We start from the raw sequence: 23,191 nt of genomic DNA, 5'->3' as shown, positions 1-23,191 counted from the left end.
TGTGGCCCCCGGGGGGTGGGGGGGGGGCCGCTCCCGGGCGGGGCGGGTGGTGGGGTGGGGGGGGGGGCGCCCACCCCCCGGGCGCCCCCCCGCCGGACCACGCACTCAGCGCTGGCGGACGGCGCGCTCGGCGCCCTCCCGCACCTCCGCCGAGAGGCGGACCTCGCCCGCGGCCTCGGCGTCGAGCAGACGCTGCGACACCTCGACCGACGTCCCCGCGGCCCGCGCCCCGAACCAGTCCGCGATGCTCACGCCGTGCGTCGGGCGGAACACGACCTCGACCGCGTCCCCGGCCCGCACCTCCCCCGGGGTCACGACCCGCAGGTACGCGCCCGTGCGGTTCGCGTCGGTGAACCGCTTGACCCACCGGTCCTCGGCGAGCCGTCGCGCGAACGTCGCGCAGGGCGTGCGCGGGTGCGTGACCTCCAGGACCGCGGTCCCCACCTGCCAGCGCTCGCCGATCAGGGCCCCGCTCGCCGCGACGCCTCGCGTGCGGAAGTTCTCCCCGAACAGCCCGGGCGTCACCTCGTAGCCGAGCTCTGCCGACCAGTGGTCGGCGTCCTCCTGCGAGTACGCGTACACCGCCTGCTCCTCGCCGCCGTGGTGCGCACGGTCCGCCTGGACGTCGGCGTAGAGGCCCAGCGGGCGCACCTTGACGGGGCCGTCCACGGCGCGCTTGTCGATCGCGGTCACGCCGACCGTGCCCGCGTCGGGCAGCAGGCCGTGCACGCGGCACACCGCGAGGAGCTCACCGGTCGCGCCGAGCGGCGCGTGGGGACGGGCAGGTTCCGGGGTGGAGAAGGTCATCGGAGGATTCTCCCAGGTCGCGCCACGGCTCCGGCCCGACGGCGTCGCACCGGCGGGTCCGGCACGTCACCGTCGGGGGCGGGCACGTCACCCTCGGCGTAGCGGCCGGTCACCGTCGGCGGGTGGGCACGTCGCCCTCGGCGGGGTGCACCCCTGGGCGTCCGCGATACGGGCGTCGCTGCGCCGTCGGGCGGTCCACCGCGCGTGATGGCGACCCGCCGGACAGACTGGTGCGATGGCCAGAGGTGTTCTACGACTCAAGTCCGTCGAGGAGTCGCTCGCGGCCCTCGACGACCCGGAACGGTCCCTCAAGCGGGACCTCAACGCCTGGGACCTCGCGGTCATGGGGGTCGCGGTCGCGGTCGGGGCGGGCATCTTCTCGGTCGGCGCGACCGCCGCCGCGAACTTCGCCGGGCCGTCGGTCATCATCTCGTTCGTCATCGCGTCGATCGTGTGCGCGCTCGCCGTCATGTGCTACGCCGAGTTCGCCTCGGCGCTGCCCATCGCGGGCTCGGCCTACACGTTCTCCTACGCGACCATGGGCGAGCTGGTCGCGTGGATCATCGGCTGGGACCTCATCCTGGAGATGCTGCTCGCAGCGTCGGTGATCGCGAAGTTCTGGGGCATCTACCTCGCCGACGCGTTCTCGCTGTTCGGCATCGACCTGCCGCTGACCGTCGCGATCGGTCCCGTGGACCTCGAGTGGGGGCCCGTGTTCATCGTGGCGGTCTTCACGACGCTCCTCGCGATCGGGACCAAGCTCAGCAGCCGCATCAACAGCGTGTTCACGATCATCAAGGTCGCGATCACGCTGTTCGTGATCGTCGTCGGCTTCTTCTACGTCAAGGCCGAGAACTACACGCCGTTCATCCCGCCGTCGCAGCCGGCCCCCGAGAAGTCGGCGCTCGAGCAGCCCCTGTTCGGCTTCCTCACGGGCCTCGAGCCCACGACGTACGGCGTCATGGGCCTGCTCGCGGGTGCGGCGCTCGTGTTCTTCGCGTTCATCGGGTTCGACGTCGTCGCGACCACGGCCGAGGAGGCCAAGAACCCGCAGAAGACCATCCCCAAGGGCATCCTCAGCGGACTCGCGGTCGTCACGGTCCTGTACATCCTGGTGACGCTCGTCGTCACAGGCATGGTCTCCTACACCGACCTCGCGGCCTCCGACGACCCGTCGCTCACCACGGCCTTCATCCTGGTGGGTGCGGACTGGGCCGGGCGCGTCATCTCGGTCGGCATCCTCGTCGGCCTGACGACCGTCATCATGGTGCTGCTCCTGGGCCTCACGCGCGTCATGTTCTCGATGAGCCGCGACGGCCTGCTGCCGCGCGGCGTCTCCAAGACCTCGCACCGCTTCCACACCCCGGTCCGCCTCCAGGTGGGGACCGGCATCGTGGTCGCGCTGATCGCGGGGCTCGCGCAGGTCGAGCTGCTCGAGGAGATGATCAACATCGGGACGTTGTCGGCGTTCGTGCTCGTGAGCTTCGGCATCCCGATCCTGCGCCGCTCGCGCCCTGACATCGAGCGTGGCTTCCGCGTCCCCTGGTCCCCCGTGCTGCCCATCTTCTCGGGCGTCGCGTGCCTGTGGCTCATGACGAACCTGACGACGCTCACGTGGCTGCGTTTCCTCGTCTGGGTCGTGATCGGGCTCGTGATCTACGCGTCGTTCGGGTACCGGCACAGCCTGCTCTCGAAGCGCAACGTCGCGGCGCGGGAGGCGGAGGCGGCCGCGGCGTCGGGTCCGCCGGGGGACCCGGCCCCGCCTGCGTGACCTTCCCGTGCCCGACGGCGCCCCCTCCCCCGGCGAGAGTCTCACCGGAGGAGGGGGCGCCGTCGGGCGTGGCCGCGGTGGAGGGATCGCGTCGAGGGAGAGGGCCAGAACCCTCCACCTCGACGGTGGCCCTCCGTCCCGGCGGCGGGATCAGCAGGTGAGCGCCGCGTAGTCGAGCGTGTACGACTCCTGCGACCCCGCGTCGTCCCAGGCCCTGACCGTCACGGTGCCTGCAGCGAGCGCACCGGTCCGGGTGCTGAACTTCTGCTGCGCGATCTTGCCCGGCGCGACGTCGTCGAACGTCTTGGTGCCGAACGGCGTCGTGATCCGGACGTCGAGCGGGCGGTCCTCGCCGTTGGTCGTGACCACCGAGAGCGTCGCGACGCCCCCCGTGCAGCGCGCCGTCGCGCTGAGGTTCGTCAGCTCGGGGTCGACCGGCGAGACCACACCGTTGATCGCCGACGTGTCCGCCGCGAGCGACGCCGTGGCGTGCGCGATCGCCTTGGACGTGATGTCGAGCGCGACCGGGTCGACGTTGTCGATGTCGTCGTTCGCCGAGTGGTAGTTGGGGTCCTGCCAGATCCCCGCCGTGCCGCCGAACAGCGCGACCTCGGCCTCGGTCTTGACGTCGTCGGCGCCCGTGAACAGACCCGACGCCGGGATGCCGTTCGCGATGAACGCCTGGTAGTCCGAGCGGCCCGAGAACTCCGAGTCGACCCACGCCTGCCCGATCCCGTCGAAGTAGTCCGTGAAGACGTCCTCGGTCTCGGACGAGCCCGGCGGCACCGGCACGGGCGCCGGGTACGTCGACTCGTCGGAGTCGTAGACCCCGATCACGTAGTTCGGCGATCCCACCATGTCGAAGTTCAGGTACGTCGCGATCTGGTCGAGCGCGGCCGGGTCGTTCGCGACCAGGTCGTCGACGTAGTGCGTCGAGCCCAGCAGCCCCACCTCCTCGGCGCCCCACCAGGCGAACCGCACCTGGTTGTCGAGCGGGCCGCCGTGCTCGGCGAGCTGGACCGCGGTCTCGAGGATCGCGGCCGAACCCGACCCGTTGTCGTTGATGCCCGGCCCCTCGGGCACCCCGTCGAGGTGCGCCCCGATCATGACGACGTTGTCCGACCGGCCCGTGCTCGTCTCCGCGATGACGTTGAAGGTCTCGTGCTGGACGATCGAGGTCTGGAGCACGTACGTCGCGCTCGTCTGCCCGCCGGCGACCCCCGCGATGATGGCCTGCCCGTCGGCCTGCGTGATGCCGACCGTGGGCACCCACGCGTCGCTGGGCGCGCCGAGCGTCGGGCTGATCGGGCCCGCCGTGTTGTTGTAGATGATGACGGCCGCGGCCCCCGCGGCGGCCGCGTGCTGGACCTTGAGCGAGAAGTTGCAGGAGCCTCGGCTGACCAGGGCGACGCCCCCCGTCGCCACGACCCCGGCCCACGCGTCGGCCGTGCAGCCCTGCTTGAGGGCGTCAGCCGGCTGGACGACGGGTCCCGTGACGCCGCCCGGCGGGGTGTCGGGTGCGAACTCCGCAGGGAAGATGCTCTGCGTGACCGCTACCCCACCGGCCGTGAGCGACAGCTCGTCGGTGTTCTGGTCCTCGAACGTGAAGTACTGGCGCTCGGGCGTGTACCCGGCGTCGGTCAGGACCTGCTCGACGTACGCGGCGCTCGCCTCGTACCCCGGGGTCTCCAGCGCGCGGTTGCCGCCGTTGGCGTCCGCGATGGCCTGGAGCTGCTCGAGGTGCTCCATGACGGCCGCGCCCGAGACGTGGTCCTCGAGCGGGGCGGGTGGTGCCGGCGGCGCAGCGGCGGCCGGCGGGACGAACACCGCGGCGAGCCCCAGGCTCAGCGCGGCGACGGACGGGACGATCGGACGTGTTCTCACACTCGTTCTCCTCCAGTGGTCCCCCACGCAGCAGACCGCACACTCGACGCGACGCTGCGGGGAGTTCGGTTGTCGCGAGCGTACGGGCAGCGGGCGGGACGCGACACAGGAAGGAGCCCACCCGCCGAGGGTGACGGCCCTGCCCGCCGACGGTGACGGCCCGGCACGCCGACGGCGACGCACCGGGACGCCGAGGGTGACGGCTCAGGACGCCGACGGTGACGCGCCAGCACGCCGACGGTGACGGTCCACCGCGCCGACCACCACCGCGGGCGCGACGACGGACCGCGGCGAGCGACGCCGTCGGGCCCGGTGTGCTGGGTATTGCCTGGCACCGGATGCCCCACGACCGGACCGTGTCCACGACCCAGCGAGGCCGCGCGAGGGCACGCGAGCGCCCCGTCTCGCGGGGTGTCGCGCAGCCCGCTCGCGCCCGGGCACTGGCAGGGTGTGCGCATGGATCCGGACTACTCCCTCGCGGTGCGTGCAGCGTGCGAGTTCATCGGCACGGCGATTCTCATCATCATCGGCAACGGCACGGTCGCGAACGTGCACCTCAAGGGGTCCAAGGGGTACGGCGGCGGCTGGAGCCTCATCGCGATGGGCTACGGGTTCGGCGTGATGATCCCGGCCCTGATGTTCGGCGGGATCAGCGGCAACCACATCAACCCGGCGTTCACGATCGGGCTCGCGACGTGGGGCCTGTTCCCGTGGGCCGACGTCGCACCGTACGTCGTCGCGCAGATGCTCGGCGCCATGGCGGGGCAGCTCGCGATCGTCGCGACCCACAAGCCGTACTACGACCGCACCGAGAACGTCGACGACGTCCTCGCGACCTTCTCGACCGTCAACGCCGCGCACAGCCGCGCCAACGGGTTCGCGAACGAGCTGCTGGGCTCGGTCGTCCTGTTCTCGTGCGCCCTGGCGATCGTCAACTCGCCGCTGACCACGACCGAGCCGGGGCTCGCGCACATGGCCCTCGGCTTCCTCGTGTGGGCGCTCGTCGCGGGTCTCGGCGGACCGACCGGGCCGGCGCTCAACCCCGCGCGCGACCTCGGGCCGCGCATCGTGCACGCGCTCCTGCCCCTCAAGCACAAGGGCCCCTCCGACTGGGGCTACGCGTGGGTGCCGGTCGTCGCGCCGCTGCTCGCGGGGCTCATCGGGGTGGGCTGCTGGAAGCTGCTCCTGGGCTGAGCCGTGCCGGGGCCCGACGGCGGAGCGAGCGTCGCGCCGTCAGGTCACCCTCGGCGGGCGCGTGCGTCACCGTCGGCGGGCGCGTGCGTCACCCTCGGGAGGCGCGTGCGTCACCGTCGGCGGGCGCGTGCGTCGCCCTCGGCGGCGCGGCTCGCGCTCAGAGGCCCGCGACCAGCTCCAGCACCGCGGCCAGCACCTCGTCGAACCCGCGCTCGGGCTGGAACACGAGCCATTCGAGCCCCGCGACGAGCGTGGCCCCGAACACCGACGCCGCGAGCAGCGACACGTCCGCCCCGGGTCGCTCCTCGCGCAGCGCGGCCGCGTAGAACTCGATGACGCGCGCCCGGATGTGACCGACGGTCTCCTGCCACTCGCGCCCGACCCGGAAGACCTCGGCAGCGAGGAGCTTCGCGAAGTCGGGGTGGGCGCTGATCTGCTCGAGCAGCGACGCGATGAGCGCCCCGAGCGCCTCCTTGCCCCGCAGCCCGGCGCGGGCCTCGGAGAGCGTGACGGTCAGCCGTTCGAGCCCGCCGGCGAGCGCGGCCTCGAACACGTCCGACTTGGACCCGAAGTTGTAGTAGACGCTGCCCTTGGCCACGCCCGCGGCCGCGGCGATGTCCTCGACGGACGTGGCGGTGAAGCCCTGGTCGGCGATGAGGCTCACGGCCGCGTCGATGATCTGCTGCCGGGTCCCGGCACGGCGGGCCGCGAAGGCCTGCTCGCGCCGGGTCCCGGCGGGCTCGCCGGCCCCGGCGAACCTGGTGGCACCGGCCTCGACGGGCCCGACGGCGCCCGGTCCGTCCGCCGTCGGGTCCGCCTTGGTCGTCGTCATCGTTCGTCCAGCCTCTTCGTCGTCGTGCGTCGTCGTGCGGTCGCCAGGGGCTCCGGCCGGGCCGGCGTCAGATCTCGAGCGCCGGGTGCAGGCGGTCGAGGGTCCAGGTGCGCATGCGGCCCGCCCGCCAGGCGCTGATCGCCAGCGACGCTAGCAGCAGCACGCCGAGGTAGACCACCGCGAACCAGAGCCGTCCGTCGACCCCGCCCGTGATGGTCTGACGCAGCCCGTCGACCGCGTAGCTCATCGGCAGCAGCGGGTGGATGGCCTGGAAGAACGCGGGTGTCGTCTGCACGGGGTAGGTGCCCCCCGAGGACGCGAGCTGCAGCATGAGCAGCGCGAGGATCGCGACCTTGCCCGCGGCCGGGCCGAGCAGCGCCATGAGGGCCTGCTGGAGCGCGAGGAACGTCGCGGCGACGAGCGTCGTGAACGCGAGCGTCCCGAGCGCGTGCGTCATGTCGAGGCCCACGCCCCAGTGGATGACGGCGAGCATCACGGCGACCTGCGCGAACCCGATGCACAGCGCGGGCAGGAACCCGGCGAGCGTGGTCCGCAGGCCCGACGCGGGCGTCGCGAGGGCCCGCGAGGGCAGCGGACGCATGAGGAGCCACGTGATGAGCGCACCCACGAACAGGGCGAGCGGGATGAAGAACGGCGCGAACCCCTCGCCGAAGCCCTCTGCCTCGGCCAGGTCGTGGTCCGCGACGGTCACGGGGGCCGCGATGACGTCGGCGCGCTGCTCGCGCAGGGCGGTGCCGTCGTCGGGGATGGCTTCGGAGCCCTCGGCGAGCTTGTCCGTCAGGGTCTGTGCGCCGTCGGTGAGCTGCGCCCCGCCGTCGGCGACCTGCGTGGCGCCGTCGGCCAGGGTGCTGGTGCCGTCGGCGAGCGCCCCGGCGCCGGTCGCGGCGGACTGCGCGCCGTCGGCGAGCTGCTGTGCGCCCGAGTACAGGGACGACGTGCCGGCGGCGAGCGTGCCCGCCCCGGACGCGAGCGAGGCGTTCCCGGCCGCGAGGTCGGAGGCCCCGCCGCGCAGGGTCGTGAGACCGCTGCTCAGGTTCGCGGCACCGGCGGCCACACCGTCGACGCCGTCACGGACGGTCTGCGTGCCCGACCCCGGGTGGAGCTGCGCGTCGATCTGCGCCGCCCCCGCCGAGGCGGCCTTGATGCCGTTCGAGAGGGCGGGCAGCCCGGCCGCGACCTGCTTCGAGCCGTCGGCCAGGGTCTGGAGCCCGGCAGCGCTCTGCGCGAGCTCGGCGTCCGAGGGGAGCTGGCCGAGGGCCTGCTGGTTCGCGGCCGCGAGCGCCTGCGCCCGGGGGTCGGCGGAGGCGCCGAGCGTCGCGGCGTTCTGCTGGAGCAGCGCACGGAGCGTGGGGACGCTGCCCGCGAGCGAGGTGACCTGTCCCTGGACCTGCGCGACGCCGTCGGACACCTGCTGGGCGCCTGCAGCGGCCTTGTCGGCCCCGGCCACGAGCCCGTCGGGGGCCGTGAAGCCTGCGACGAGCTTCTGCGAGCCGTCGGCGAGCTGGACCATGCCCGACTGTGTCGTGGCCGCACCGGCCGCGAGGGCCGAGGCCCCGTCGGCCGCGGACGAGGCGCCCGCGGCGAGCTTCGAGGCGCCTGCGCTCGCCGAGGACGCGCCCTGCGACAGTGCGCCCGCACCGTTCGCGAGCTGCCCGGCTCCCGCCACGGCGGACCCGGCACCGTCGGCGAGCCGGTCGATCCCGGACGCGAGCGTGCCCGCACCGTCGGCTGCGGACGTCGCGCCGTCGGCGACCTGCGTCGCGCCGTCGGTCAGCTGACCGCTCGCCGCCGTGAGCGTGAGGGCTCCGTCGGAGGCCTGCGCGAACCCGTCCCGTGCGCTGCCGAGACCCACGAGGACCTTGTCGACGGCCTGCGCGCCGATCTCCTCGCGCACCGCGCCCTGGACCTGCGTCATGGCGCTGCGGCCCAGGGTCGTCGCGAGGAACGAGTTCGCGTCGTTGTACGTGACCATGAGCTGCGCGGACTGCGGGTCGTCGCCCGCGGCGCTCGCGATGCCCTCCGAGAAGCCCTCGGGGATGGTCAGCGCGAAGTAGTAGGTGCCGTCCTTGACGCCCTTCTCGGCCTCGGCGGCGTCGACGCGCGCCCACTCGAGGTCGCCCGAGTCGACGAGCGTGGACGTGACCTCCTCGCCCGCGTCCAGGCGCTCGCCGTCCACCTCGGTGCCGGTGTCCGCGTTGACGATCGCGACGGGGAGCTTGTCGAGGTTGCCGGTCGGGTCCCAGAAGGCCCACAGGTACATGGCCCCGTAGAGCAGGGGCACGAAGATCATCGCGCCCACGGCGAGCTTGGGCAGGAGGCCGCGGCGGAACCGCCGCAGCTCCGTGCCGGTGGAGGTCCAGGACATCACGAGAGGTGTTTCCGTTCTGTTCGTGCGAGAGATGGGGGCCCGACGGCGGAGCGCGGGCGGGGAGGTGCGGGTCGCCGACGGTGACGGTGCTGGTCGCCGACGGTGACCGTGTGGGCCGCCGACGGTGACGGTGCGGGTCGCCGACGGTGACGGTGCGGGTCGCCGACGCCGTCACCCTCGGCGGGCGAGAGCGTCACCCTCGGCGGGCGAGAGCGTCACCCTCGGCGGGCGAGGGCCAGAGCCCCAGAGCCAGGGTCAGGCCGGGACGAGCTGCGGGCCGGTCGCGAGCCGCACGACGTGCGGAGTGCGGCCCCAGCGCATCGCGTCGACCTCGCCCGCTGAGGCGACCGACCCGATCACGGTCACCCCCGTGGCCGCGAGCGCTTCGAGGCGTTCCCAGACGATCTGTCGGCGGGCCGAGTCGTGGACCTGGTCGAGGTCGTCGACCACGAGCAGCTCGGGGCCCTGGGCCATGGCGATCGCGATCCGCAGGAGCATGGCGTCGACCTCGTCGAGGTCCCAGACCATGGCGTCGAGCGCGGGCAGCTCGCGGCGGCCGAACACGGGGCGGGCCACTCGCTCGTACACCTCCTGGGTGACCTTGGGGGTCCGGCGGTACCAGGGCGCGAGCCAGGTGAGGCGTTCGCGCACCGAGTCCCCGACCGTGACCGCGTCGTCGAGCTCGTCGATCCCGTGGAAGCCGGCGATCGCGGCGCGGCGCTGGACCGCGGTGCGACGTGCGCGGCGCCCCGTGAGGTTCTCGCCGAGCACGACGAGCCAGCCGTCGGGGGTGTGGTCGGGGGCCATGCGGCCTGCGAGGGTCAGGAGCAGGCTCGAGCGGCCGGCACCCTGCGGGCCTTGGAGGACGACGACCTCGCCGGCAGGGATCTCCAGGTCGACGGGGCCGTAGACGAGGCCGCGCGGGCCGTGGAGCTGGAGGTCGTAGGCGCTGACGGAGTGCGGGGGCGTGCCGTCGCCGAGCGTGGGGGTGTCGGGCTCGGCGATCTCGCCGCCGAGCGGGCCGCGCAGGGTCAGGTCGTCGGCGATGTCCGCGGCGGTGAGCTCGCCCTGCGGGAGGTGCGCGACGCCGTCGGGCCTGTTGACGTTCGCCGCAGGTCCGGGGACGGGCGCGGTGGTCGGGGCCTGCACGAGGTACGTGGCCTCGTCGCTGCTGTGCCGTGCGACGGGCTGGTTCATGGGGGTTCCTCCGAGAGTTCCGGGTCCGATCACTCTTTTAGACTGACCGGTCAGTTCGAAGTTACGCGCAGAGAACCCCGGTTGTCCACACGGCGTCAGATACCCGGCCCCGTGATCCCTGTCACGCGGGACCCACGAGAGGGGCGGTCCGGACCCAGACGGGCTCTTGCACCACGGCCCGGAGCACCCGTCTCGCCCCGCACCGCCCCTCTCGCCTCCCTCTCGCCCCCGCCCTCCGAGCGACATACGCTCGTGCCCCGGACCACCCGGCACATCGTCGTGTCGCACACGAGACGTATCGAGAGGCACACAGTGAACGACGGCACCGCCGCCCACCCCGCACCCACCGGGACGCAGCTCCCCCACGTCGTCGTCGTGGGCGGCGGGTTCGCGGGCCTCGCGACCGTCAAGGCGCTCGCGGGCGCGCCCGTGCGCGTCACGCTGATCGACCGCCGCGTCTACAACACGTTCCAGCCGCTGCTCTACCAGGTGGCCACGGGCGGCCTGAACCCGGGCGACGTCACGTACTTCCTGCGCGCGCTGCGCCTGGGGCAGCGCAACGTGCGCGTGGTGCACGAGCACCTCGTGGGCCTCGACCCGCACGCCAAGACGCTCCGGCTCCTCAACGACGAGGAGATCCGCTACGACTACCTCGTGCTGGCCAACGGCGTCACGACGAACTTCTTCGGGACGCCCGGCGCCAAGGAGCACGCGTTCGCGATGTACTCGCGCTCGCAGGCGCTGAAGATCCGCGACACCCTGTTCGTGCGCCTCGAGAAGTCCGCCGCCTCACCGGGGACCGACGACGGCCTGCGCGTCGTCGTCGTCGGTGGCGGCTCGACGGGCGTCGAGGTCGCGGGAGCCCTCGCCGAGCTGCGCACGCAGGGCCTCGCCCCCGCGTACCCGGAGATCCACGGCGACGCGTTCAGCGTCAAGATCGTCCAGCGCGGCACCGAGCTCATCAAGCCCTTCCCCGCCAAGCTGCGCACGTACGCGGCACGTGAGCTCCAGCGTCGCGGCGTGGACCTGCACCTGGGCGCGGGCGTCGCGAAGGTCCTGCCCGACGGCGTCGAGCTCACCGACGGTGACTTCATCCGCTCGGACCTCACGATCTGGGCAGCGGGTGTGGCTCCGCACGAGGAGGTCTCGCGCTGGAACCTGCCCCTGGGCGACGGCGGGCGCATCCGCGTGGGCGACGACCTGCAGGTCGAGGGCTTCCCGGACCACTTCGCGGCGGGCGACGTCGCGATCTCGCCCGCGGGCCTGCCGCAGCTGGCCCAGCCCGCGATCCAGTCGGGCAAGGTCGTGGGGCGCAACGTCCGCGCACTCGTCGAAGGCCGCCCGACGACGTCGCTCAGGTACCTCGACAAGGGCACCATGGCGGTCATCGGGCGTCGCGCGGCCGTCGCGGACATCGCCGGGAAGCTGCGCCTGACCCGCGGGACCGCATGGTTGGCGTGGCTGTTCGTGCACATCATGAGCCTCATCGGGCCCCGCAACCGCCTCACGACGCTCGCGGGGCTCGTGACCCGCTACGGGTTCCCGTTCCACCGCCGCCCGGTGCCGATCGTGGGCGACGTGCCGACCGTCCGGCCGCCCAAGGGCTGGGTGCCCGCGGACGGTCCTGCGCCGCTCCCCGAGGTCACGCCGAACGACTGAGGTGCCGGGCGGCCGGGCGGCCGCGGCGCTCGGCCGTCCGGCGGCGGCCGGGCCGCCCGGCACCGAGTGTGCAGTTCGGGTCGTCCCCAGCCGCCAGGGACGACCCGAACTGCACACTCAACGGGACGGCCCACCCCGCGCATCGGTAGGGTCACGGGACGGCCCGCACATCCTCGGCAAGGAGCTCGTCATCACGCACGCACCCGACCCCGAGCCCCGGGCCTCGACCCCCGAGGCGCAGGCCACCCCGGACCAGACCCCGGACCAGACCCCGAGCCAGCCCCCGGGCCCACCCCCGAAGCCCGCCCGGTCCCCCCAGAGCCACGCCCTGCGCGTGCTCGTGTGGTTCGTGCTGATCGGCGGGCTGACGTACGTCGTCATCCCGGAGATCAGCCAGATCCCGCGCATGGGCGAGGCCCTGCGCGACGCGCAACCGGCGTGGGCTCTCCTGGCCGTGCTCTTCGCCGCGTCGGGGTTCTTCGCGGCCGCGGCCTCGCTCGCCGCCTGCTCCCCGATGCACCTGCCGTTCCTGCGCACGACCCGGGTCCAGCTCGCGAACGCGTTCGCGGGCACCGCGACCCCGGCGAGCGTCGGGTCGCTCGCGCTCAACGTCCGCTACCTGTCGAAGTCGGGCATGAGCGCGGCGCTCGCGACGGGCACGGTCGCCCTCCAGAGCATCGTGCAGGTCCTGGTCCACCTCGTGCTCCTCACGGTGCTGGCGCTCGTCGCGGGGCGCAGCATCGACCACCACGTCCCGGGCTGGGCGAAGTGGGCGCTGCTCGCGGCGGCGGTCGCGGTCGTCGTCACGGGCGTGGTGGTGCTCACGGTGCCGCGGTTCCGGCACGCGGTCCGCACGTACGCCCGCGACGACGTGCTTCCTGCGTTCCGCCAGCTCGGCGGGCTCGCGAAGGACCCTCGCAGGCTCTCCCTCGCGGTCCTGGGCGCGATGGGGACGACGGTGTCCTCGGCCGCGACCCTGTGGGCCTGTCTCCTGGCGCTCGGCGGCGGCAACGACCCGATCGCGGCGGCGTTCTCGACCATGGTCGGGCAGACGCTCGCGTCCGCGGCCCCGACCCCGGGCGGTGTGGGTGTGGTCGAGGCCGCGCTCACGGGCGGGCTCGTGAGCTTCGGGATCGCGTCGACGATCGCCTTGCCGGCGGTCCTGCTCTACCGGCTGATCTCGTGCTGGGTCCCGGTCCTGCTGGGCTGGATCACGCTGCGCAGGCTGCAGCGCGCGGACGTGGTCTAGCGCCACCGCGCGCCACGCGGCGCTCGCGGTTCCGTCGAAGCCGGTCAGCACGTCAGGAAGACCACGCCCGACGGCGCCGCTCCCCGGGAGGTGCGCTCCGCCGTCGGGCGTGGGTCGTCCGGGCGTGGGTCAGCGCCGGCGGATCCCCTGAGCGAACACGTCCAGGACGGCCAGGATGCCGTCGTGCTGCCAGATGCGGTTGCGCTGCCGGCCGGTGCGCTCCTGGAGCACACCGGCGTCGGAGAGCTGGACCAACGCGCGTTGCGCGGTCACAGCGTTCATCCCCAACCTGCCGGTCAGGAACGCCGCGTTGACGACGGGGTGGGCGACCAGGTGGGGCACGACCTTCCAGGCCGCGGCTTGCGGCCGCAGGCTCCCCAGCTGCTCCTTCGCCTGCGAGATCTGCGCCCCCAGGTCGTCGACGAGCTGCGCACCGGACCGCGCGGCATAGCGACCGGCCCGGGCGAACTGCTCGACGATCGGCCGGGCGTCCCCCTCGCGAAAGGCCGTGAGCGCGTCGAAGTAGGCCTTGGTGTCGACCAGGAGTCCCGCCGAGACGGGGGCGGTGGTGTGTCGGACCGCCCCCTTGGACCGGAGCAGGGCGTGGACGAGAGCGCGCCCCGTGCGTCCGTTCCCGTCGACGAACGGGTGGATCGTCTCGAACTGCGCATGAGCGACGGCGGCCTGGACCAGGACGGGCAGGTCGTCCCGGTGCATGAAGTCCACCAGGTCGCTCATCGCGGGTGCGACCAGCTCGGGCTGAGGGGCGACGTGCGGGGCCCCTCGCGGGCTGATGCTGCTCGTCCCCACCCAGACCAGCCCGTCGCGGTATCGACCTGCGTGCTGCTCCCAGCCACGCTGGCCCGAGAGGAGCTCGTGCTGCATGGTGAGGATCGCGGTCTCGTCCAGCCGGTCGGCCAGCGCGAGCGCTGCCTCCATCGCGCGCACGTTGGCGACGACGGTCTGCGCGTTCGCGCTGGTCGACTGGTCGATCTCGGCGAGTGCGAGCTGCCTGGCCCCCACGGTGAGGTTCTCGATCTGCGAGGACGACGCCGACTCGGTGCGAAGCAGCACCGACGCCATGGGCCCGAGTGCGGGGCTGTCCACGCCGAGCACGGTGCGTGCGTACGCGTCGAAGCGTGTGAGCTCGGCGGTCGCCACCTCGACGTCTGCGGCGAGGTCGCTCGGGACGTCGGGAGCCAGGTCGGCGATCTCGGCGGGGACCGTCGAGGTGTACGGCCCGGACCCGGCGGTGATCTGAGCCCGGGTGGACAGTCCGTCGTTCTCCGCCACCCAGACGTGCTGCTCGTGACCGACCGGGGCGAGCGCGAGGGGCATCGGATCTGTCGTCACGCCTCCATCGTACTAACAGTTTTGACGAAAATGTAAGTAAGCGGGCCGGGCTGATCACAGTTCGCCCGACGGCGCCGCTCCCCGGGAGGTGCGCTCCGCCGTCGGGCGTGGGTCTTCCGGGCGGGACGCTACTCACGGACCGGTGCGCCCGTCGGGACCACCGGGGCCTCCTCGACCGGCACGTCCTCCTTGCGGCCCAGGGCGCTCGGCCACCACATGTGCCGCCCGACGTCCAGGTTGAGCGCCGTGACGAGCACCGACCGGACCACGAGGGTGTCGAGCAGGACGCCGAACGCGACCGCGAACCCGATCTCCGCGAACGCGACCACGGGCAGCGTGCCCAGCACCGCGAACGTCCCCGCGAGCACGAGCCCGGCCGACGTGATGACCGCGCCCGTCGCGGCCAGCCCGATGAGCGCACCGCGACGCGTCCCGACGCGCAGCGACTCCTCGCGCACCCGTGTCATGAGGAAGATGTTGTAGTCGATCCCGAGCGCGACGAGGAACACGAACACGAACAGCGGCAGCGACGTGTCGGCGCCCTCGAACCCGAAGACGTACCTGAACACGAGCGCGCTCACGCCCAGCGCCGCCGTGAACGACAGCACGACCGTCGCCACGAGGATGAGCGGGGCCGTGATCGCGCGCAGGAGCAGCGCGAGGATGACGAGCACGGTCAGCAGGATGATCGGGATGATGAGCATGTTGTCGGCGGCCGAGGCGCGCTGGACGTCGAGCGTGATGGCGCTCGCCCCGCCCACCTTGGCGTCGGCGTCCGGTACCGCGTGGACCGCGTCGCGCACCCGGTCGACCGTGTCGTAGGCAGCCTGCGAGTCCGGCTCGGACGTGAGCGTGCCCTCCATGTAGGCGTACCCTCCCGACGACACGGGCTCGGTCACGGTCGACGCGTCGATCCCCTCGGTGGCCGCGAACGCGTCGTGCACCGCGGCGACCGCGGTGGGCGACGAGTCGTCGGCGACGACCACCACGGGAGACCCCGAGCCGGCCGGGAAGTGCTGGGCCAGGACCTGCTCGCCCACGATCGACGGCTGCTCCCCCCGGAACGACTCGGCGCTCGAGAGGCCGTTCGCGTCGAGCTGCGTGATGCCCAGGCCCAGCACGGCCAGGACGATCGAGGTCACGACCCACACGCGGCGCGGCCGCTTCGCGATGCGCGTCCCGAGCCGGGCCCACACGCCGTGCTCGGTCGGCTCGTCGTCGCCCAGGTGCGGCACGCGCGGCCAGAACACCCACCGGCCCGTCGCGACGAGCAGAGCGGGCAGCAGGGTCGTCATGACGAGCAGCGCGACCACGATGCCGATCGCGGCCACGGGCCCCAGCCCGCTCGTCGAGCGCATCTGCGCGAACAGCAGGCACAGCATGCCGATCGCGACCGTCGCACCGCTCGCGACGATCGCCGGGCCTGCGCGGTGCAGCGCGAGCGCCATGGCCTCGTGCCGGTCCTCGTGACGACGGAGCTCTTCCCGGTAGCGCGCGACGAGCAGCAGGGCGTAGTCCGTCCCCGCACCGAAGACCAGCACGGTGAGGATGCCCGCGCTCTGCGCGTTCACGGTCAGGCCGGTCGTGTCGGCGAGCACGTAGATCACAGCCTGCGACACGGTCAGCGCGACGCCCGCCGAGACCACGGGCAGGAGCCACAGCGTGGGGCTGCGGTAGGTCAGCAGGAGGATCACGATGACGACGCCCGCGGCCGCGTAGAGCAGCGTCGAGTCGATGCCCTCGAACGCCTTGGACGAGTCCGCGGCCGACCCCGCCGGACCGGTCACGTAGATCTCCATGCCGTTCGCGCCGTCCTCCGCGGTCGCACGCAGGTCCGCGACGGCGTCGGCCGCGAGGTTCCAGCCCTCGCTGCCCAGGTCGAGGGGAACGATCACCTGGGCGGCCTGCCCGTCCTCGGAGGGGATCGGCCCGACGACGTCCCCGTCCAGGGTGTCGAGCTCGCCGAAGGTCGCGACGTCCTGGGAGACCTTGGCGAGGTCGGCCGGGGTCAGGCCGGACTCGCGCACGTAGACCAGGACCGCGGGGATCGTGTTGGGCGACGTGAAGCTGCTCGCGACGTCGAGCACCTGCGTCGACTCGGCGTTCGCCGGGAGCCACGACTTGGCGTCGTTGTCCTGGGCGCCCGTGAGCTTGCCCGCCAGGGGCCCGGTCAGTGCGAGGACGACCGCCCAGAAGGCGATGACGACCCACTTGGCGTAGCGGTGCGTGATCCAGCCGGCGATGCGAGACATGGGTTCTCCCCCGGGACTCCCGGTGCACTCTGGCGCGAGATTCCAGCGCACACCCGCGAAGGGGTGGGTGTCAACGGGAAGGCCGGGCCGCGCTGCCGACCGGCCCCGCAAGCCGCCCGTACCGGGTCAAGCCGCCGGGTGCGGCGGCCTGCGGGACCGGCCGCCGGGGCGTGCCGCTGCGTCAGGCCCCGGGGCGTGCCGCTGCGTCAGGCCGCCGGGCAAGGCCCTGGGTCACGCCGTCCGGTCGGCCCGTCCGGCGCGCCCCCGCAGGCGCGAGCGCACCGCGTAGATCCCCGCGATGACGCCCACGAGCACCAGGGTCGACACGAGCTGGACGCGTGCGTCGTCGTCGAACAGCATGAGGACGATCAGGCCGGCGAGACCGGCGAGCGTGGCCCACGTGAGACCCGGGTAGGCCCACATCCGCAACGTCATCCTGTCCGCGCCACCTGCGGCGGCCTCGAGGCGGGGGCGCAGCCGCAGCTGCGAGACCGCGATGAACACCCAGATGACGAGCAGCGCCGAGCCCACGGCGTTGAGCAGGATGCCCAGGACCTCGCCCGGCAGCAGCCAGTTGAGCCCCACCGACACGAGCCCGAAGAACACCGACAGCAGCACCGCGACCCACGGGACGCCGGTCGGCGACACCTTGGTCAGCGCCGGGTGCCCGTCGCCGCGGCCCGCGAGCGAGAACGCCATGCGGGACGTCCCGTACACGTTCGCGTTGAACGCCGACAGGAGCGCGACGACCACGACGGCCTCCATCAGGCGGGCCGCGCCGGGCAGCCCGGCCAGGTCGAGCACCGCGACGAACGGGCCGCTCAGCAGCTCGGGTGCGTCCCACGGCAGGACGAGCGCCATGATCGCGACCGCACCCACGTAGAAGAAGAGGATGCGCCACACGATCGACCGGGTCGCGGTCACGATGGCCTTCTGCGGCTCGCGGGCCTCGGCCGCGGCGATCGTCACGATCTCGATCCCGCCGAACGCGAAGACCACGACGAGCAGCCCCGCCGCGATGCCGGGCAGGCCGTGGGGCGCGAAGCCCGCGAGCGAGGCAGGGTCGCCGAAGATGTTGGTCGTCCCCACGGGGTCGGTGCCGGGCAGCCAGCCCAGCACGAGCAGGACCCCGATCACCAGGAACGCGACGATCGCCGCGACCTTGATGAACGCGAACCAGAACTCGAACTCGCCGAAGTGCTTGACGCCCCACAGGTTCACGACCGCGAACGCCGCCACGAACACGAGCGCGACGACCCACTGCGGCACGCCCGGGACCCACCCGGACACGATCTGCGAGGCGCCCGTGATCTCGGCGCCGAGCACCATGATGAGCGTGAACCAGTACAGCCACCCCATGGTGAACCCGGCCCACCGGCCCAGCGCGGTCTCGGCGTACACCGAGAAGGACCCGCTCGACGGGACGGCCGACGCCATCTCGGCGAGCATCCGCATCACGAGGATCACGAGCAGGCCAGCGACGGCGTAGGAGACCAGGACGGCGGGTCCGGCGGTCGCGATCCCGACGCCGCTGCCGAGGAACAGGCCGGCCCCGATCGCGGAGCCCAGGCCCATCATCGTCAGGTGGCGGGTGCGCAGGCCGTGGGAGAGCTGCTCGGTGGTGCCGGGCGCGGTGGGGTGCGCGGCGTCGTCGGGCAGGGTGGGGGAAGCGCTGTCAGGCGTGCCCGACGGCGTGGGTGCGTTGCTCATGGGGGTGCGGTCTGTCCGTGCTCGGGGAGGACGCCGAGATGGCGCCGTTCCACGGTACCCGCCCCCGGGCACCGGGAAGCACGCCCGCTGCGCTCTGGGCGAACCGACCCCTCTCTGTTGCCCCGAGCGACATACGTTCGAGGGGTTCGCCCGACCGCCCCACCTGGAGGTAGCACGATGAAGGTTCTCTACACCGCGGAAGCACTGGCCACCGGAGAAGGCCGCAACGGCCACGTCCGGTCGACCGACGGACGCGTCGACCTCGACGTCGCCGTGCCCAAGGAGATGGGCGGCAGCGGCGACGGCTCCAACCCCGAACAGCTCTTCGCCGCCGGCTACGCGGCCTGCTTCCACTCGGCGCTCCTGGGCGTCGCACGACAGCGCAAGATCACCGTCGCCGACTCGGCCATCGGCGCGAGCGTCTCGATCGGCCCGCTCGAGGGCGGCGGCTACACCCTCGCCGTGCACCTCGAGGCGAGCCTGCCCGGCGTCGAGCGGGACGTGGCGCAGGAGCTCGTCGAGCAGGCGCACCAGGTGTGCCCCTACTCGAACGCGACGCGCGGCAACATCGAGGTGACCGTGGCGGTGGTCGACGAGTAGCCCGACCCCTCCCCGGCGAGCGGGGAGCGCCCGCGCGGTGCACCGTGGAGGGAGCACCGTCCCCGACATCCCGAGGAGAACCATGAACGTCGCCCTGATCGGAGCCCACGGCAAGGTGGGTCGCCTGGTCGTCCCCATCCTCGCCGACCACAAGATCGAGGTGAGCGGGATCGTGCGGCACGAGTCGCAGCTCCCGCTCGTCGAGGAGCTCGGCGGCACCCCGGTGCTGCTCGACGTCGAGAACGCGACGACCGAGGAGATCACCGAGGCCCTGCGCGGGCACGACGCCGTGGTGTGGTCCGCCGGGGCCGGCGGCGGGGACCCCGACCGGACCTACGCCGTCGACCGGGACGCCGCGATCCGTTCGATCGACGCGGCCGCCGCCGCGGGGGTCTCGCGCTACGTCATGGTGTCGTGGATCGGCTCGGTGCCGGACCACGGCATCGCGGAGGACGACAGCTTCTTCCCGTACGCCGACGCCAAGCTCGCAGCCGACGACCACCTGCGCGGCACCGACCTCGACTGGACGATCCTGGGCCCCGGCACCCTGACGAACGACGAGGCGACCGGCACGATCACGGTCGACGCGCACGAGGGCAGGACGTCGCGCGGCAACGTCGCCCTGGTCGTCGCGCAGGCCCTGCGCTCGCCGTCGACCGTGGGGCAATTCGTCCGTTTCGTCGACGGCGAGACGCCGGTCCTGGAGGTGTTCGGCCGCTAGGCCGCTGGGTGCCGAGCACGGGGTCGAGGTCGTTCCGACGCCGATGCCGACCTCGATCCCGTCCTCGACCGCTGGCAACCTCGTGGTCGGCGGGTGGGGGGAGGTCCGGCCGTTGAGACCGGGACGGGTCGGCACTGGACGGTCACCAGGTCGGTACCCGGTGGGGGTACGGTCGAAGCTGCGGCGGCGGCGTTCGCACCGGCCGCCGAGCGGCACACCGCCCGACCTGGACGACCCGTCAGACACCGCCCGACCCCGAGGAGCCACCGGTGAGCAAGGCCAACCCCACCCGCTGGGAGCAGAAGACCGCCGTGAACCCGTCCCACTCGACCTGGTACGTCGAGCGGTTCCGCGCCATGGCGGCCCAGGGCGCCGACCTCGCGGGCGAGGCCCGGCTGGTCGACGCGATGGTTCCCCGCGGCGCCCGCATCCTCGACGCCGGCAGCGGGCCCGGGCGCGTCGGCGCCGAGCTCGCGGTGCGCGGTCACGTCGTGGTGGGCGTCGACGTCGACCCCGTGCTCATCGAGGCCGCCGAGGCGGACCACCCCGGTTCGACGTGGCTCGTCGGCGACATCGCCGAACTCGACCTGCCCGCGGCTGGCATCGCCGAGCCGTTCGACGTGATCGTGTGCGCAGGGAACGTCGTGACCTTCCTCGCGCCGGGCACCGAGGTCGAGGTGCTGCGCCGCTTCCGGGCGCACCTGGCGCCGGGAGGGCGGGCCGTCGTCGGGTTCGGGGCCGGACGCGGATACGCGTTCGACGCGTTCTTCGCCGACGCCGCCGAAGCCGGGCTCGAGGTCCAGCTCACCCTCTCGACGTGGGACCTGCGGCCGTTCGCCGAGGACGGCGACTTCCTCGTCGCGGTGCTGGGCGTCCCGGGCGCCTGACGGGTCACGGTCCGCGCCGGGGGGAATTCACCCCCTCCAGGATGCTGACGCCAGGGGGTCCGCTCCCCTAGCCTCCGGGTGTCGACCGACCGGCGGTCGACACCGGCACCGCCGTGCGCGTGCCCGCTCGACGAGGAGCCACACACATGACCGTTCGCTTCAACCCGCCCCCTGGCTGGCCCACCCCACCGGCAGGGTGGACCCCCGACCCGAGCTGGTCACCCGACCCCCACTGGCCCGCGAAGCCTGCCGACTGGCCCCTCTGGGTCGACGACGAGGCCGCCGAGCCCCGCGAGGAGACGATGCTGCTCCCCCTGGCAGGACTCGCGGCCGGCGGCCCCGACGCCGTCGCCCGCCGAGACGGCCGCACGCGGCGCATCGTCCTCGTCGCCTTCCTGTGCCTCGCCTTCCTGATCGTCGGGCTGATGATGGGGACGGGAACCTCGGGCTCTCGGCTCGCCGCCGCCGAGGCCACCCTGGGCGAGGCGACGGAGGCTCGCGCCGCCCTGGACGAGGACAACGCGGCGCTCACGACCGCCCAGGACGAGCTGGGCACCGCACAGGCCGACCTCGCGGCACGTGAGGAGGCCGTGGTGGCGAAGGAGACCGAGCTCGCGAGCCGCGAGGCGGCCACCGTGACGGCAGAAGCGGACCTCCAGGCCCGGGTGACGGCCGTCGAGGGGCGCGAGGGCGCGGTCACCGCGGCCGAGGCGGACCTCCAGGCGCGGAGCGCGGCGACGGGTCGCTCGGGCACCTCGTCGAGCACACCGAAGGAGACCACGCCGGAAGCGCCCGCCGGGATCGTCGGCGGGGGCGGTGGCGGTGCCGTGTCCTACGCGAACTGCGACGCCGTCCGCGCCGCGGGCAAGGCGCCGATCCGGGTCGGGGAACCCGGGTACAGCAAGAAGCTGGACCGCGACGGCGACGGGGTGGGGTGCGAGTAGTCGCGACGAGGAACCGCGAGGGGCCGAGCCCTTCGTTCGTCCAGGGCGAACGCCGGTTTGGAATTGAGCGTGGGTGACTCAAGTTGTACCCGTCAGAGGTTCCATCACGACTGAAGGAGTCACCATGACGACCACCCTGACCACCGCTCCCGCGTTCGACCGCGCACTGCGCGACCTGCTCACCGCACGCCCCGTGGCAGGCGTCCCGGCCCACGCCGACGTCTTCCAGGACGGCAACGACCTGGTCGCACGCTTCGACCTGCCGGGCATCGACCCCGCCCAGGACGTCACGGTCGAGGTCGAGGGCCGCAAGCTCGTCGTGCGCGGCGAGCGCAAGGACGAGCGAGCCGAGGAGGCCGAGGGCCGTCGCGTCCGCGAGGTCCGCTACGGCGCGTTCCACCGCGTCGTGACCCTCCCGCAGGCCGCCGACGCGAGCGCCATCAGCGCCCGGTACGACGCAGGCGTCCTGACCGTCACCGTCTCCGGCGTCTACGCCGGCACGACGCCGCAGCGCATCGAGGTCACGACCTCCGCGTCCTGACGGTCTTCCAGACCTCCCCGCCGCAGGTCACCCCCCTTCGGCCCGTGGCGAGGTGAGTCGACGGGCCCGGTGCGAGAGCACCGGGCCCGTCGTGCTGTCCGGGGAGGGGCGGAGCGCAGCCGATGCGGCCGTGGTGGCCGCTGCGGCCCGCACGGCGGCACCCGCCAGCCCGTCCGCGAGCATGCGGTTGCCGTTCCTCGAGCATGCGGTTGGCGTCGGCATCCGGGCAGATCCCGACGCCCACCGCATGCTCGGCACCGGGCGCTGGGGCCCAGGCCTCAGGCCGCGGCTCCCGGGGCGCCGTCGGCGGCGACCATCGCCTCGCTCCGGTCCCACAGGTCGGCCGCGAGCCGTGCGTCGCCCACGAGCGGGTGGGTCGTCGCGACCTTGCGCTTCACGTAGTAGCTCCCCGGCTCCCAGTCGACGCCCGGGGTCGTCGTCGCGAGCCACACGAGCGTGTCGGCGCCCTTGGCCGACGACGTGAGGAAGCGGCTCAGCACCGTCTGGTACATGACGCGCATGCTGCTCGTCGACGTCGCCGCGAAGTTGGTCGCGACGACCCCCGGGTGGAACGCGGCGGCCGAGATCCCGGCCGCGCGGTACCGGCGGTCGAGCTCGCGCGTGAACAGGTTCACGGCCAGCTTGGCGTTGCCGTACGCGGTGTTGGGCGCGTACGACCGCTCGGACTCGAGGTCGTCGACGTGGAAGTCGCTGAACAGCCGGTGCGCGGCGCTGCTCGTGCTGATGACGCTCGCGTGGCTCGCCTCCAACCGGTCGAGCAGCAGCGTCGTGAGGAGGAACGGCGCGAGGTGGTTGACCTGGAAGGTCAGCTCGTGGCCGTCCTCGGAGACCTGACGGTCGGCCATGATGCCGCCCGCGTTGTTCGCGAGGACGTCGATCCGTTCGTAGCGGTCGCGCAGCTGCGCGGCGAGCGACCGCACCTCGGCCAGGCGCGCGAAGTCGGCCACGAAGTGGTCGGCACCCAGCTCGCGCGCGACCGCGGCGGTCTTCTCGGGCGAGCGTCCCACGACCACGACCTCGTGCCCGTCCTCGGCGAGCGCCCGGGCTGCCGCCGCCCCGATCCCGTCGCTCGCTCCCGTGATGACGATCGTCCTGCGTGCCATGCGTTGCCTCGCCTCGTGTCGTGCCGTCGCCGTGCCCCTCTCGGAGCGTAGACCGCGCGCGGGCACCCGGCAGGACG

Annotated in this window: 18 protein-coding genes; 9 read left to right on the top strand and 9 right to left on the bottom strand. The window is 73.2% G+C overall.

The genetic code is table 11. The features are described from left to right. Nucleotides 1-105 precede the first annotated feature (105 nt). On the bottom strand, nucleotides 106-807 hold the full coding sequence (locus ACFVQ3_RS12120) for an MOSC domain-containing protein (RefSeq protein WP_387639157.1): 702 nt from the start codon (nucleotides 805-807) through the stop codon (nucleotides 106-108). A gap of 235 nt (nucleotides 808-1,042) precedes the next feature. Between ACFVQ3_RS12120 and ACFVQ3_RS12115 the strand changes: the two genes are divergently transcribed. Then, complete coding sequence (locus tag ACFVQ3_RS12115) at nucleotides 1,043-2,578, top strand: APC family permease (protein ID WP_387639154.1); 1,536 nt, start codon at nucleotides 1,043-1,045, stop codon at nucleotides 2,576-2,578. Between the two features lie 150 nt (nucleotides 2,579-2,728). Here the strand turns inward: ACFVQ3_RS12115 and ACFVQ3_RS12110 are convergent, their stop codons facing one another. After that, the gene (locus tag ACFVQ3_RS12110; RefSeq protein ID WP_387639151.1) at nucleotides 2,729-4,462 is read right to left on the bottom strand and encodes a M20/M25/M40 family metallo-hydrolase; all 1,734 of its coding nucleotides are present in this window, start codon (nucleotides 4,460-4,462) and stop codon (nucleotides 2,729-2,731) included. 456 nt (nucleotides 4,463-4,918) lie between these two features. Between ACFVQ3_RS12110 and ACFVQ3_RS12105 the strand changes: the two genes are divergently transcribed. Next, nucleotides 4,919-5,656 (top strand): MIP/aquaporin family protein, encoded by a 738-nt coding sequence (locus ACFVQ3_RS12105; protein ID WP_387480718.1) that lies wholly within the window; start codon nucleotides 4,919-4,921, stop codon nucleotides 5,654-5,656. A gap of 157 nt (nucleotides 5,657-5,813) precedes the next feature. Here the strand turns inward: ACFVQ3_RS12105 and ACFVQ3_RS12100 are convergent, their stop codons facing one another. The 3 genes from ACFVQ3_RS12100 to ACFVQ3_RS12090 all read right to left on the bottom strand — a co-directional run bounded on the left by ACFVQ3_RS12100 (nucleotide 5,814) and on the right by ACFVQ3_RS12090 (nucleotide 10,074). After that, entirely contained in the window at nucleotides 5,814-6,488 is a 675-nt protein-coding gene (locus ACFVQ3_RS12100) for a TetR/AcrR family transcriptional regulator (RefSeq protein ID WP_387639148.1), read from the bottom strand. Nucleotides 6,489-6,555: 67 nt separating this feature from the next. After that, nucleotides 6,556-8,874, bottom strand: coding sequence for a YhgE/Pip family protein (locus ACFVQ3_RS12095; RefSeq protein ID WP_387639146.1), 2,319 nt, complete (start codon nucleotides 8,872-8,874; stop codon nucleotides 6,556-6,558). Nucleotides 8,875-9,132: 258 nt separating this feature from the next. Continuing rightward, nucleotides 9,133-10,074 (bottom strand): ATP-binding cassette domain-containing protein, encoded by a 942-nt coding sequence (locus ACFVQ3_RS12090; RefSeq protein ID WP_387639144.1) that lies wholly within the window; start codon nucleotides 10,072-10,074, stop codon nucleotides 9,133-9,135. A 312-nt stretch (nucleotides 10,075-10,386) separates the two neighbouring features. On the opposite strand from ACFVQ3_RS12090, the gene ACFVQ3_RS12085 reads away from it, so the two are divergent. Together ACFVQ3_RS12085 and ACFVQ3_RS12080 are read left to right on the top strand one after the other, a co-directional pair. Next, complete coding sequence (locus ACFVQ3_RS12085; protein WP_387639142.1) at nucleotides 10,387-11,733, top strand: NAD(P)/FAD-dependent oxidoreductase; 1,347 nt, start codon at nucleotides 10,387-10,389, stop codon at nucleotides 11,731-11,733. A 334-nt stretch (nucleotides 11,734-12,067) separates the two neighbouring features. Continuing rightward, nucleotides 12,068-12,982, top strand: coding sequence for a YbhN family protein (locus ACFVQ3_RS12080; RefSeq protein WP_387639139.1), 915 nt, complete (start codon nucleotides 12,068-12,070; stop codon nucleotides 12,980-12,982). A 129-nt stretch (nucleotides 12,983-13,111) separates the two neighbouring features. On the opposite strand, the gene ACFVQ3_RS12075 is transcribed toward ACFVQ3_RS12080, so the two are convergent. From ACFVQ3_RS12075 to ACFVQ3_RS12065, 3 genes are all read right to left on the bottom strand, one after another. Next, complete coding sequence (locus ACFVQ3_RS12075) at nucleotides 13,112-14,335, bottom strand: Fic family protein (RefSeq protein ID WP_387639136.1); 1,224 nt, start codon at nucleotides 14,333-14,335, stop codon at nucleotides 13,112-13,114. A gap of 128 nt (nucleotides 14,336-14,463) precedes the next feature. Next, on the bottom strand, nucleotides 14,464-16,587 hold the full coding sequence (locus ACFVQ3_RS12070) for an MMPL family transporter (protein ID WP_387639133.1): 2,124 nt from the start codon (nucleotides 16,585-16,587) through the stop codon (nucleotides 14,464-14,466). A gap of 231 nt (nucleotides 16,588-16,818) precedes the next feature. After that, nucleotides 16,819-18,297 (bottom strand): amino acid permease, encoded by a 1,479-nt coding sequence (locus ACFVQ3_RS12065; protein ID WP_387639130.1) that lies wholly within the window; start codon nucleotides 18,295-18,297, stop codon nucleotides 16,819-16,821. Between the two features lie 177 nt (nucleotides 18,298-18,474). Here ACFVQ3_RS12065 and ACFVQ3_RS12060 point away from each other — a divergent pair, with 177 nt between their 5' ends. From ACFVQ3_RS12060 to ACFVQ3_RS12040, 5 genes are all read left to right on the top strand, one after another. Then, on the top strand, nucleotides 18,475-18,897 hold the full coding sequence (locus tag ACFVQ3_RS12060) for an organic hydroperoxide resistance protein (protein WP_387639128.1): 423 nt from the start codon (nucleotides 18,475-18,477) through the stop codon (nucleotides 18,895-18,897). 82 nt (nucleotides 18,898-18,979) lie between these two features. Continuing rightward, on the top strand, nucleotides 18,980-19,618 hold the full coding sequence (locus tag ACFVQ3_RS12055; protein ID WP_387639125.1) for an SDR family oxidoreductase: 639 nt from the start codon (nucleotides 18,980-18,982) through the stop codon (nucleotides 19,616-19,618). Nucleotides 19,619-19,887: 269 nt separating this feature from the next. Beyond that, the gene (locus ACFVQ3_RS12050) at nucleotides 19,888-20,505 is read left to right on the top strand and encodes a class I SAM-dependent methyltransferase (RefSeq protein WP_387639122.1); all 618 of its coding nucleotides are present in this window, start codon (nucleotides 19,888-19,890) and stop codon (nucleotides 20,503-20,505) included. 146 nt (nucleotides 20,506-20,651) lie between these two features. Next, nucleotides 20,652-21,449, top strand: coding sequence for an excalibur calcium-binding domain-containing protein (locus ACFVQ3_RS12045; RefSeq protein ID WP_387639119.1), 798 nt, complete (start codon nucleotides 20,652-20,654; stop codon nucleotides 21,447-21,449). A gap of 124 nt (nucleotides 21,450-21,573) precedes the next feature. Continuing rightward, on the top strand, nucleotides 21,574-21,990 hold the full coding sequence (locus tag ACFVQ3_RS12040) for an Hsp20/alpha crystallin family protein (RefSeq protein WP_387639116.1): 417 nt from the start codon (nucleotides 21,574-21,576) through the stop codon (nucleotides 21,988-21,990). A 278-nt stretch (nucleotides 21,991-22,268) separates the two neighbouring features. On the opposite strand, the gene ACFVQ3_RS12035 is transcribed toward ACFVQ3_RS12040, so the two are convergent. Beyond that, entirely contained in the window at nucleotides 22,269-23,114 is an 846-nt protein-coding gene (locus tag ACFVQ3_RS12035) for an SDR family NAD(P)-dependent oxidoreductase (RefSeq protein ID WP_387639114.1), read from the bottom strand. Nucleotides 23,115-23,191: the final 77 nt, after the last annotated feature.

Source organism: Oerskovia sp. NPDC057915, assembly GCF_042887685.1.
Lineage (GTDB): Bacteria > Actinomycetota > Actinomycetes > Actinomycetales > Cellulomonadaceae > Oerskovia.
The sequence above is the reverse complement of the archived record's forward strand: the minus strand, read 5'-3'. Positions and strand labels throughout refer to the sequence as shown.

Excerpts from the sequence above, each read along its gene's own strand:
- ACFVQ3_RS12120 (WP_387639157.1), bottom strand. The coding sequence starts at position 807 with ATGACCTTCTCCACCCCGGAACCTGCCCGTCCCCACGCGCCGCTCGGC.
- ACFVQ3_RS12115 (WP_387639154.1), top strand. The coding sequence starts at position 1,043 with ATGGCCAGAGGTGTTCTACGACTCAAGTCCGTCGAGGAGTCGCTCGCG.
- ACFVQ3_RS12105 (WP_387480718.1), top strand. The coding sequence starts at position 4,919 with ATGGATCCGGACTACTCCCTCGCGGTGCGTGCAGCGTGCGAGTTCATC.
- ACFVQ3_RS12100 (WP_387639148.1), bottom strand. The coding sequence starts at position 6,488 with ATGACGACGACCAAGGCGGACCCGACGGCGGACGGACCGGGCGCCGTC.
- ACFVQ3_RS12095 (WP_387639146.1), bottom strand. The coding sequence starts at position 8,874 with ATGTCCTGGACCTCCACCGGCACGGAGCTGCGGCGGTTCCGCCGCGGC.
- ACFVQ3_RS12090 (WP_387639144.1), bottom strand. The coding sequence starts at position 10,074 with ATGAACCAGCCCGTCGCACGGCACAGCAGCGACGAGGCCACGTACCTC.
- ACFVQ3_RS12070 (WP_387639133.1), bottom strand. The coding sequence starts at position 16,587 with ATGTCTCGCATCGCCGGCTGGATCACGCACCGCTACGCCAAGTGGGTC.
- ACFVQ3_RS12065 (WP_387639130.1), bottom strand. The coding sequence starts at position 18,297 with ATGAGCAACGCACCCACGCCGTCGGGCACGCCTGACAGCGCTTCCCCC.
- ACFVQ3_RS12060 (WP_387639128.1), top strand. The coding sequence starts at position 18,475 with ATGAAGGTTCTCTACACCGCGGAAGCACTGGCCACCGGAGAAGGCCGC.
- ACFVQ3_RS12055 (WP_387639125.1), top strand. The coding sequence starts at position 18,980 with ATGAACGTCGCCCTGATCGGAGCCCACGGCAAGGTGGGTCGCCTGGTC.
- ACFVQ3_RS12045 (WP_387639119.1), top strand. The coding sequence starts at position 20,652 with ATGACCGTTCGCTTCAACCCGCCCCCTGGCTGGCCCACCCCACCGGCA.
- ACFVQ3_RS12040 (WP_387639116.1), top strand. The coding sequence starts at position 21,574 with ATGACGACCACCCTGACCACCGCTCCCGCGTTCGACCGCGCACTGCGC.
- ACFVQ3_RS12035 (WP_387639114.1), bottom strand. The coding sequence starts at position 23,114 with ATGGCACGCAGGACGATCGTCATCACGGGAGCGAGCGACGGGATCGGG.